Source organism: Hydrogenophaga soli (assembly GCF_054777695.1).
The window spans coordinates 86,338-95,521 of sequence record NZ_BAAHAK010000013.1; the positions used below are offsets into that span (position 1 = coordinate 86,338).

The following is a 9,184-nucleotide window of genomic DNA, read 5'->3' on the forward strand; positions in this document are numbered from 1 at the left end:
AGCCCTATGATTGACCGCCACCGCCGCGGTGGCTCGATTCACAGGACGTTCTCCATTCCATGGGCAGTTTTGCCGAAAGCCTCCAAAGCGCGTTGCAGTTGCTGAGCTCGGGTGACCCCATGCTGTGGGCCATCGTGCGCCGGTCGCTGGCCGTCAGCGCCGCCGCCTGTGCGCTGGCGCTGGCCTTGGGTGTGGCGCTGGGCGGCTGCCTGGCGGTGGGGCGGTTTCGCGGGCGTGCGCTGGTGCTGGTGGGCCTGAACACGCTGCTGGCCCTGCCTTCGGTGGTGGTGGGCCTGGTGGTGTACCTGCTGCTGTCGCGCACCGGTCCGCTGGGTTTCCTGGGCTGGATGTTCAGCTTTCCGGCCATGGTGATGGCGCAGACGGTGCTGGTGCTGCCCGTGGTGGCCGCGCTGACGCGCCAGACCGTGGAAGACGCCGACCGTGCCCATGGCGAGCAATGGCAGTCGCTGGGGGCCACCCCCTGGCAGCGTTTGGCCTTGCTGTTGTGGGACGAGCGTTTGGTGCTGCTGACCATTGCCGTCACCGCCTTTGGCCGCGCGGTGTCCGAGGTGGGGGCGGTGATGATCGTGGGCGGCAACATCGACGGCTTCACCCGCGTCATGACCACCGCCATTGCGCTGGAAACCAGCAAGGGCGACCTGCCGCTGGCGCTGGGCCTGGGCCTGGTGCTGCTGGGGGTGGTGGGCCTCATCAACCTGCTGCTGCTGGCGCTGCGCCACTGGGGCCTGCAACAGGCGGGCCACGGCGCATTGAGCGTGTCGCGCCCCTCCAGCCAGGCGGTGTGACATGCTCGCCACCGCCCCAGCCAACCTCCCCGCGGCCCCCGCGCTGGTCAGCTTGCGGCAGGCCCAACTGGTGCTGCAACACCAGCCGGTGTTGACCGACATCAGCCTGGACATTCACCCCGGCGAACGCGTGGCCCTGGTGGGCAGCAACGGTTCGGGCAAAAGCACCCTGCTGCGCCTGATCCACGGGCTGGAGCCGGTGGCGTCCGGCCAGCGCGAGCTGGGACCGGGGGTGCGCTTGTCCATGCTGTTCCAGCGGCCCCATGTGCTGCACGCCTCGGTGTGGGCCAATGTGGCGGTGGCGCTGTGGTTGAACGGCACGCCCTGGCGGCAGTGCCGGGCCCAGGCCCGCACGCTGCTGGCCCGCGTGGGCCTGGCCGAACGGGCCGATGTGCCCGCCCGGGCGCTGTCGGGGGGGCAGCAACAGCGGCTGGCCCTGGCCCGTGCGCTGGCCTGTGGCCCCCATGTGTTGCTGCTGGACGAACCCACCGCCAGCCTGGACCCCCACGCCAAGCGCGAGGTGGAGGCCCTGATGGCCGACGTGGGCCAGACCCTGCCCCTGGTGTTTGCCAGCCACAACCTGGGGCAGGTCAAACGCCTGGCCACCCGCGTGCTGTACCTCGAACACGGGCGGGTGCTGGCCGATTTGCCGGTGGAGGTGTTTTTTCAGCGCGACCATTTGGCCCGGCACCACCCCGCGGCCCACCAGTTTGTTCAAGGAGAAACGGCATGAGTGTTTTCAAAATAAACAAACAAAAAAGGCGTCTAGCGCTTTCTTTGGTTGGTGTTATTGCTTCTGTTTTTGTAGTAAATGCAACCGCGCAGACGCCCGAGTCCATCGTGATGTCGTCCACCACGTCCACCGAGCAATCGGGCCTGTTTGCCCATTTGCTGCCCGCGTTCAAGCAGGCCACGGGCATTGACACCAAGGTGGTGGCCCTGGGCACCGGGCAGGCGCTGGACATGGCCCGCCGCGGCGACGCCGACGTGGTGTTTGTGCACGACCAAGCGGCGGAAGAAAAATTCGTGGCCGAGGGCTATGGCTTGAAGCGCTTGCCGGTGATGTACAACGACTTCGTGCTCATCGGCCCCAAGGCCGACCCGGCGGGCACCCAAGGCACCGACATCGTGGCCGCCCTGCAAAAGCTGGCCGCGGGCAACGTGGCCTTTGTGTCGCGTGGCGACAAAAGCGGCACCCATGCCGCCGAGCTGCGCTTCTGGAAAATGACCGGCTCGGACGCCAAGGGCAGCGGCTACAAGGAATGCGGCTGCGGCATGGGGCCAGCCCTCAACATCGCGGCCAGCACCGGCGCCTATGTGCTGGCCGACCGGGGCACCTGGCTCAACTTCAAGAACCGGGCCGACCTGACCGTGCTGGTGCAAGGCGACAAACGCCTGTTCAACCAGTACGGCGTGATGGTGGTCAACCCCGCCAAACATCCCCATGTGAAGCAGGCCGCCGCCCAAAAATTTGTGGACTGGGTGACCTCCCCCGCAGGTCAGGCCAACATTGCCAGCTACAAAATTGGGGGCGAGCAGCTGTTCTTCCCCAACGCTGCACCCTGACCCTCAGCGCGCCAGCCCGCGGCTGCGCAGCCACCACATGGCCGCGGACTGAACCCCCGCCCAGGCCAGCGCCGCCCCCAGCAGCAGGCCTGCGGCGGGCAGCCACGCTTCGGGCACCAGCCACACCACCGACAGCCCGGCACCCACCCCCAGGGGCAGCGTTTGCACAAAGGCTTGCTGGGCGTCGAACGCGGGGGCGTCGGGCTCGGGGTTCGGGTCAAACAGGGTGGTGTTCATGGTGCGAAGGAGGTGTGTGACAGCGAGGGACATTGTGGGAATGCGACCATCTTGCGCGGATTGATGTCGGTCAAGTCCCCGGGGTTCCCCTTGTCGGGGTTTTCCCTGTCGGCGGGTGGCGTCAGAATGGGCACGGTCACACCGTGCACAGCCCCTCGTACAACGAAAGGAACCCCCATGACTGCGGTTGCATTTCTTCGTCGTTTCAGCATCCGCTTGCGCATCCGGGGGGCGGTGGCGGTGGTGGTGCTTTGGCTGGCCCTGATCGGGGCGGCGGGGTATGTTGGCATCCAGCGCCTGGAGCAGGTCAACCAGGGCCTGGTGGGGCAGGTGCTGCAGTTGCAGGCCCAGAACGCCGACATCCGCGTGGCCCTGTGGCAGCTGCAGAACCTGGAAAAGGACATGATCATTTCCTACGACAAACCCGCCCGGGTGACCGAGCTGGAGTCGCAGTGGAAACAAACCCAGGCACGGCTCAAGGACATGGCCCAAAAGCTGGCCCAGGGCGAACTGCCCGCGGTGGTTGAACCCGCGCAGCAGCTGGCCACCCTGCTGGGCGACTACAGCGGGCAGGCCCAACCCGTCATCGACAACCTCAAGGCCGACATCTACGACAACGCCGGGGTGGCCAACAAGGTGCTCAGGCGCGCCCACGAAACCCTGGACAAGGCCGCCGCTGCTGTGGCTGCCATGGACGCGGCGCTGAGCGCCCATGCCACCGCATCCCAGCAGGCCGGGCAACTCGCCGCCACCCAGGCCCTGTGGGTGCTGTGGGGGGTGATGGCCGTGGCCCTGGGGCTGATGCTGCCGGGGGCCTGGCTCAACACCCGCAGCATCTGCGACCCCATCCAGTCGGCCCAGGACGTGGCCGACAGCATGGCGCAGGGCGACCTGACCCGCACCATCACCACCACGGGCCACGACGAAATGGCCGCCCTCATGCGGGCGCAGCAGCACATGCAGGCGGGCATTGCCCGCATCGTGACCGAGGTGCACAAGGCCAGCGACCACATCCGCGGCGCCTGTGCCGAAATCGCCTCGGGCAACATGGACCTGAGCCACCGCACCGAGTCCGCCGCGGCCAGCCTGGAGCAGACCGCCGCCAGCATGCGCGACCTCATCCAGTTGGTGGAACAAACCGCCGAGGTGGCCAGCCGCGCCGCCCAGACGGCGCAGGCCAACGCCCAGGCCGCGCAAGAGGGCGGCACCGTGGTGGGGCAGGTGGTGGCCACCATGCAGGACATTGACCGCAGCAGCCGCCAGATTGCCGACATCACCGGCGTGATTGACAGCATTGCCTTCCAGACCAACATCCTGGCGCTCAACGCCGCGGTGGAGGCGGCGCGGGCGGGCGAGTCGGGCCGCGGCTTTGCCGTGGTGGCCAGCGAGGTGCGGGTGCTGGCCCAGCGCACCGCCACGGCGGCCAAGGAAATCAAGACCCTCATCCAGGACAGCGTGGGCCGCATCAGCGCCGGGGTGCAGCAGGTGGACATGGCGGGCACCACCATCGCCGCGGTGGTGGGCCATGCGCAAGAGGTGGCGCAGCTGATCGCCGGCATCAGCCAATCCAGCGGCCAGCAAAGCCAGGGCATCCACGAAATCAACCAGGCGGTGGCCCAGCTGGACACCATGACGCAGCAGAACGCGGCGCTGGTGGAACAGTCGGCCGCGGCCTCGCAAAGCCTGCTGGATCAGGCCGAGTCGCTCACCCGCACGGTGTCGGTGTTCAAGACCTGAGCGCGGCCCGCCTCGCCTTGGCGGCCTCTGCCACCCGTGGCCTTTGCCGCGGCAGTGGCCTCAGCCACCCGGGGCTTGCAGCTTGCGGTACACCGTCTGGCGGCTGATGCCCAGCTGGCGGGCCGCCTGGGCCACGTTGCCGCGGCAGCTTTCCACCGCCTGCAGCACCACGGTGCGCGACACGTCCTTCAGGCTTTGCGCCTGCACGGGGGCCTGCAGGGGGGCATTGGGCAGGCCATGGGTGGGGTGCGGCGGGGCGTGGGGCAGGTTTTGCAACTCGGCCCGCAGGTCGTCGGACAGGTGTTGCCAGCTCAGCACCGTGTCGCCCGGCTCCAGCAGGGCACAGGCGGTGCGCAAGGCGTTGAGGTACTGGCGGGTGTTGCCGGGCCAGGGGTGGCGGGTGAAGGCGTCCAGCAGGGCCGGGTCCACGGTGGGGGGCGCGGCACCTTCGGCCAGGTCCAGCAGCAGGCGCTGGGTCAGCGCGGCAAAGTCGGTGCGCTCGCGCAGGGCGGGCAGCTCCAGCACCAGGCCGTTGATGCGGTAGTACAGGTCTTCGCGGAAGCGGCCTTGGGCCACCAGGGCTTTGAGCGGCTGGTGGGTGGCGCAAATCAGCGCAAAGTCCACCGCCACCGGCTGGCCGCCGCCCAGCGGGGCCACCTGGCGCTCTTGCAGCACGCGCAGCAGGCGGGTCTGCAAGGCCAGGGGCATGTCGCCAATTTCGTCCAGGAACAGCGTGCCCAGGTGGGCCTCGCGCAGCAGGCCCAGGTTGCCCTGACGCCGCGCCCCCGTGAAGGCCCCGGGCGCATGGCCAAACAGTTCGGACTCGATCAGGCTTTCGGGCATGGCCGCGCAGTTGATGGCCACAAACGCCCGGTTGGCCCGCGGGCCGCTGCGGTGCACGGCCTTGGCAAACAGCTCTTTGCCCACGCCCGACTCACCCAGCACCAGCAGCGAAATGGGTTTGTTCAGCACCTTGCGGGCTTTGTCGGCGGCGCTGCGCCAGCGGGCGTCGCCGGTGTCCAGCCGGGCCAGTGCGTCCGCGCCCGGCGCCGAGGGGGGGGCTGGGGCGGGGGCAGGGGTGTGGTGCGCGGGTTTGGCTTGCCACAGGCCCGGGCGGCTTTGCAGTTGGGCGTACAGCGGCTTGCCGTCGCGCACCAGCCGCACCGCGGCGGGCTTGTCGGCGCTGTGGCCGCTGCGCAGGTGTTGGTGGGCCAGCAGGTCGTCCAGCCGGGTGTGCAGCAACTCGTGCAGCTGCCGCCCGCGCAGCTGGCGCAGGTCCTGGTGCAGCATCTTCTGGGCGGCCTGGTTGGCCCCCACCACCCAGCCGTCGTCCGACAGCACCACAATGCCTTCGCCCACCGAGTTCAGGCCTTCGGGCAGCGTGTGCAGGTGCAGGCGCCAGTGGTGGCGGTACGTGGCCCCCAGCAAGCGGTTTTCGATGAGGGCGGCGGCGGTGCGCACCAAGCCCAGCGCCGGGCCGGGGCCTTCGCGGTGCTCGCTCGACACGTCCAGTGCCCCCAGCAGCTCGCCCGTGGCCGACACGATGGGGGCCGCCGAGCAGGTGAGAAAGCCGTTGCGTTCCAGGTAATGCTCACTCCCGTTGACCTGGATGGCGTGCACATCGGCCAGCGCGGTGCCAATGGCGTTGGTGCCGCGGTGGGCTTCGGTCCACGAGGCCCCCACGTTCAGCGCCACACGGTCGGCCCGGGACAGGAAGTGGGCATCGCCCAGCGTGTGCATCAAGGTGCCGCAGGGCCCCGAGAGGATCACCATGGCCTGCTGGTGGCGCACCTGCTCGAACAGAAACTCCATGATCGGGCGGGAGTGCGCCAGCAAATCGTGGTGGCGGGTGGTGAGCTGCTGCAGCTCGGAGCCTGTGCACAGCCCCACATCCAGCAAGCGCCCGGTGGGCATCAACCCCGACTGGAAACTGCGGTGCCACGAGCGCGACAGACGCTCGTCCAGCACGCCTGGCGGGCATTCTCCGTGTTCCACCAAATGGCGGCGGCTGTGGCGCAGGCGTTGTGCGTCTGGCGTGGGTTGCATGCTTGTCTCCGGTCGCGCGGTGTGTCCCGCGTCGTGCGGCCAGTATAGGAAGGGCAGGGGGTGCGACGGTGGCTTGTCCTTGCAACCGCATCAACTGTTCCAGAAGTGGACACCGGACATGTCCGGACACCTGTCCACGGCCCGATGGTGCCACAGGCGATGCAACGTTTTTTTGTTTCAAATCAATGGCTTGCGGAGTTCAGGCCGATTGGCACGGATTTTGGAAAGAGAAGCAGGCCCAGCGTGAGTGATTCACGGGGTTCAACTTCAACCGATTCCAGAAACACGAGGAAGACAAACATGGCCGTTTACGCCGCTCCCGGTGCCGCAGGTGCCAAGATCGCCTACAAAGCCCAGTACAACAACTTCATCGGTGGCCAATGGGTGGCCCCGGTCAAGGGCCAGTATTTCGACGTGGTCACCCCCACCACCGGCAAGGTGTACACCCAAGCCGCCCGCTCCACCGCCGAAGACGTTGAGCTGGCGCTGGACGCCGCCCACGCCGCCGCCGACGCCTGGGGCAAGACCGACGCCGCCACGCGCAGCAACATCCTGCTGAAAATTGCCGACCGCCTCGAAGCCAACCTGGAGCTGCTGGCCTACGCCGAAACCGTGGACAACGGCAAGCCCATCCGCGAAACCCTGGCTGCCGACATCCCGCTGTCGGTGGACCACTTCCGCTACTTTGCCGGTGCCCTGCGTGCGCAGGAAGGCGGCATCAGCGAGATCGACGAAAACACCATGGCCTACCACATCCACGAGCCGCTGGGCGTGGTGGGCCAGATCATCCCCTGGAACTTCCCCATCCTGATGGCCGCCTGGAAGCTGGCCCCCGCCCTGGGCGCGGGCAACTGCGTGGTGCTGAAACCCGCCGAAAGCACGCCCATCAGCATTTTGATTTTGATGGAGCTGATTGCCGACCTGCTGCCCCCCGGCGTGCTCAACATCGTCAACGGCTTTGGCCGTGAGGCCGGCATGCCCCTGGCCCAAAGCAAGCGCATTGCCAAGATCGCCTTCACCGGCTCCACCAGCACGGGCCGCGTGATTGCCCAGGCCGCCGCCAACAACCTCATTCCCGCCACGCTGGAACTGGGCGGCAAGAGCCCCAACATCTTCTTTGCCGACGTGATGGACAAGGACGACGGCTTCCTGGACAAAGCCATCGAAGGCCTGGTGCTGTTCGCCTTCAACCAGGGCGAGGTGTGCACTTGCCCCAGCCGCGCCCTCATCCAAGAGAGCATTTACGACAAGTTCATGGAAAAAGTGCTCAAGCGCGTGGCCGCCATCAAACACGGCAACCCGCTGGACACCGACACCATGATGGGCGCACAGGCCAGCAAGGAACAGCTGACCAAGATCCTGTCGTACCTGGACTTGGGCAAGCAGGAAGGCGCCCAGGTGCTGATCGGCGGCAACCAGGCCCAGTTTGGCAACGACCTGGACGGCGGCTACTACGTGCAGCCCACCCTGTTCAAGGGCCACAACAAGATGCGCATCTTCCAAGAAGAAATCTTCGGCCCCGTGCTGGCCGTGACCACCTTCAAGGATGAAGCCGAAGCCCTCGCCATCGCCAACGACACCCTGTACGGCCTGGGTGCCGGCGTGTGGAGTCGCAACGGCAACGTGGCCTACCGCATGGGCCGCGCCATCAAGGCGGGCCGTGTGTGGACCAACTGCTACCACGCCTACCCCGCACACGCCGCCTTCGGTGGCTACAAGGAATCGGGCATTGGCCGCGAAACCCACAAGATGATGCTGGACCACTACCAGCAAACCAAGAACCTGCTGGTGAGCTACAGCGAGCAGCGCCTGGGCTTCTTCTGATGGTGGACAAAGTGGTGGCCACCCCGGCCGCCCTTGAGCTGATCGCCCGGCTCAAGGCCAAGCACGGGGATGGCCTCATGTTCCACCAAAGTGGCGGCTGCTGTGACAACAGCGCCGCCAATTGCTACTTGCTGGGCGAGCTGACCCTTGGCCCCGGCGACGTCCACCTGGGCGACATTGGCGGCTGCGGCTTTTACATGAGCACGTCGCAGTACGAACACTGGAAACACACCCAACTGATCATCGACGTGATCGACGGCCACGGCGGCACGTTTTCGCTGGAAGGGCCTGAGGGCAAGGCTTTTCACACCCGGTCACGGGTGTTCACGGCGGAGGAAATGGCTGAGCTGTTTCCGGGGTGAGGGGGGTGAGGGCTGGGCTGCCTCTGTGGGTGGGGTGGTGTTTAAGGAAAAAATGGCTCTGCCGCTTTATTTGTATGCGGTAGTAGCTATTGTTTTTGATGTATTCGGGTGGGTGAGCTGGAGGTGCTGGCTCGGGGCTGAGTCTGCTGGGTCTTGGGCGGGCTGGAGTCAGGATCTGGCCGACGAGGTTGATTTGTTGGCAGACCGCTGAAGGCTGGTTGCTGCCGTTAGAAATCTACCGGCGAGTGACTGTCGCGCGCAAATGCAGTCGCTCCCGATTACGCAAATCTGGGGCAGCCTAGTCTTAGCAGTACATCCGCCAGGAGTTGGCAAAGCAAGACGATGCCAAGAGCGACGCCGTTGCTTTTATTAGGTTTCCGCCAGGTTCGCACTGAGGATCCATCGGCGAGCGACCTCACTGGAGACACTCCACACCGCGAGACCTTCCGCGCTTCGCGCCCGACCCACGATCATCATCAGTGAACCGCCCCGGGTTTTGAGGAGGCTCCAACTCTTGAGAAGATGGAGCCATGAACAAGTCACCGAAGTTCTCCCCAGAAGTCCGCGAGCGCGCTGTGCGCATGGTGCAGGAGCACCGAGCCGACT

At 66.6% G+C, this 9,184-nt stretch carries 8 protein-coding genes; 6 read left to right on the forward strand and 2 right to left on the reverse strand.

Annotated features, from left to right (window positions below):
• Positions 1 to 59 precede the first annotated feature (59 nt).
• From ACYVB7_RS18935 to ACYVB7_RS18945, 3 genes are read left to right on the forward strand one after another with little or no spacing between them, the layout of a single operon-like run.
• On the forward strand, positions 60 to 806 hold the full coding sequence (locus tag ACYVB7_RS18935; protein WP_460510375.1) for an ABC transporter permease: 747 nt from the start codon (positions 60 to 62) through the stop codon (positions 804 to 806).
• Position 807: 1 nt separating this feature from the next.
• Positions 808 to 1,539, forward strand: coding sequence for a P-loop NTPase family protein (locus ACYVB7_RS18940; RefSeq protein ID WP_460510377.1), 732 nt, complete (start codon positions 808 to 810; stop codon positions 1,537 to 1,539).
• Positions 1,536 to 2,372 (forward strand): ABC transporter substrate-binding protein, encoded by an 837-nt coding sequence (locus tag ACYVB7_RS18945; protein WP_460510379.1) that lies wholly within the window; start codon positions 1,536 to 1,538, stop codon positions 2,370 to 2,372. Before ACYVB7_RS18940 ends, ACYVB7_RS18945 begins: the two co-directional genes overlap by 4 nt.
• A gap of 3 nt (positions 2,373 to 2,375) precedes the next feature.
• Here the strand turns inward: ACYVB7_RS18945 and ACYVB7_RS18950 are convergent, their stop codons facing one another.
• Positions 2,376 to 2,609: a hypothetical protein gene (locus ACYVB7_RS18950; RefSeq protein WP_460510381.1), complete on the reverse strand. Its 234-nt coding sequence runs from the start codon at positions 2,607 to 2,609 to the stop codon at positions 2,376 to 2,378.
• A 177-nt stretch (positions 2,610 to 2,786) separates the two neighbouring features.
• On the opposite strand from ACYVB7_RS18950, the gene ACYVB7_RS18955 reads away from it, so the two are divergent.
• Complete coding sequence (locus tag ACYVB7_RS18955) at positions 2,787 to 4,346, forward strand: methyl-accepting chemotaxis protein (RefSeq protein ID WP_460510383.1); 1,560 nt, start codon at positions 2,787 to 2,789, stop codon at positions 4,344 to 4,346.
• 60 nt (positions 4,347 to 4,406) lie between these two features.
• On the opposite strand, the gene ACYVB7_RS18960 is transcribed toward ACYVB7_RS18955, so the two are convergent.
• Positions 4,407 to 6,392, reverse strand: coding sequence for a sigma-54-dependent Fis family transcriptional regulator (locus tag ACYVB7_RS18960; RefSeq protein WP_460510385.1), 1,986 nt, complete (start codon positions 6,390 to 6,392; stop codon positions 4,407 to 4,409).
• A 300-nt stretch (positions 6,393 to 6,692) separates the two neighbouring features.
• Here ACYVB7_RS18960 and exaC point away from each other — a divergent pair, with 300 nt between their 5' ends.
• Complete coding sequence (exaC, locus tag ACYVB7_RS18965) at positions 6,693 to 8,216, forward strand: aldehyde dehydrogenase family protein (protein WP_460510387.1); 1,524 nt, start codon at positions 6,693 to 6,695, stop codon at positions 8,214 to 8,216.
• Complete coding sequence (locus ACYVB7_RS18970; protein WP_460510389.1) at positions 8,216 to 8,578, forward strand: DUF779 domain-containing protein; 363 nt, start codon at positions 8,216 to 8,218, stop codon at positions 8,576 to 8,578. The genes exaC and ACYVB7_RS18970 overlap by 1 nt, the downstream gene beginning before the upstream one ends.
• Positions 8,579 to 9,184: the final 606 nt, after the last annotated feature.

Coding starts and splice junctions, on each gene's coding strand:
- ACYVB7_RS18935 (WP_460510375.1), top strand. CDS start 60: ATGGGCAGTTTTGCCGAAAGCCTCCAAAGCGCGTTGCAGTTGCTGAGC.
- ACYVB7_RS18940 (WP_460510377.1), top strand. CDS start 808: ATGCTCGCCACCGCCCCAGCCAACCTCCCCGCGGCCCCCGCGCTGGTC.
- ACYVB7_RS18945 (WP_460510379.1), top strand. CDS start 1,536: ATGAGTGTTTTCAAAATAAACAAACAAAAAAGGCGTCTAGCGCTTTCT.
- ACYVB7_RS18950 (WP_460510381.1), bottom strand. CDS start 2,609: ATGAACACCACCCTGTTTGACCCGAACCCCGAGCCCGACGCCCCCGCG.
- ACYVB7_RS18955 (WP_460510383.1), top strand. CDS start 2,787: ATGACTGCGGTTGCATTTCTTCGTCGTTTCAGCATCCGCTTGCGCATC.
- ACYVB7_RS18960 (WP_460510385.1), bottom strand. CDS start 6,392: ATGCAACCCACGCCAGACGCACAACGCCTGCGCCACAGCCGCCGCCAT.
- exaC (WP_460510387.1), top strand. CDS start 6,693: ATGGCCGTTTACGCCGCTCCCGGTGCCGCAGGTGCCAAGATCGCCTAC.
- ACYVB7_RS18970 (WP_460510389.1), top strand. CDS start 8,216: ATGGTGGACAAAGTGGTGGCCACCCCGGCCGCCCTTGAGCTGATCGCC.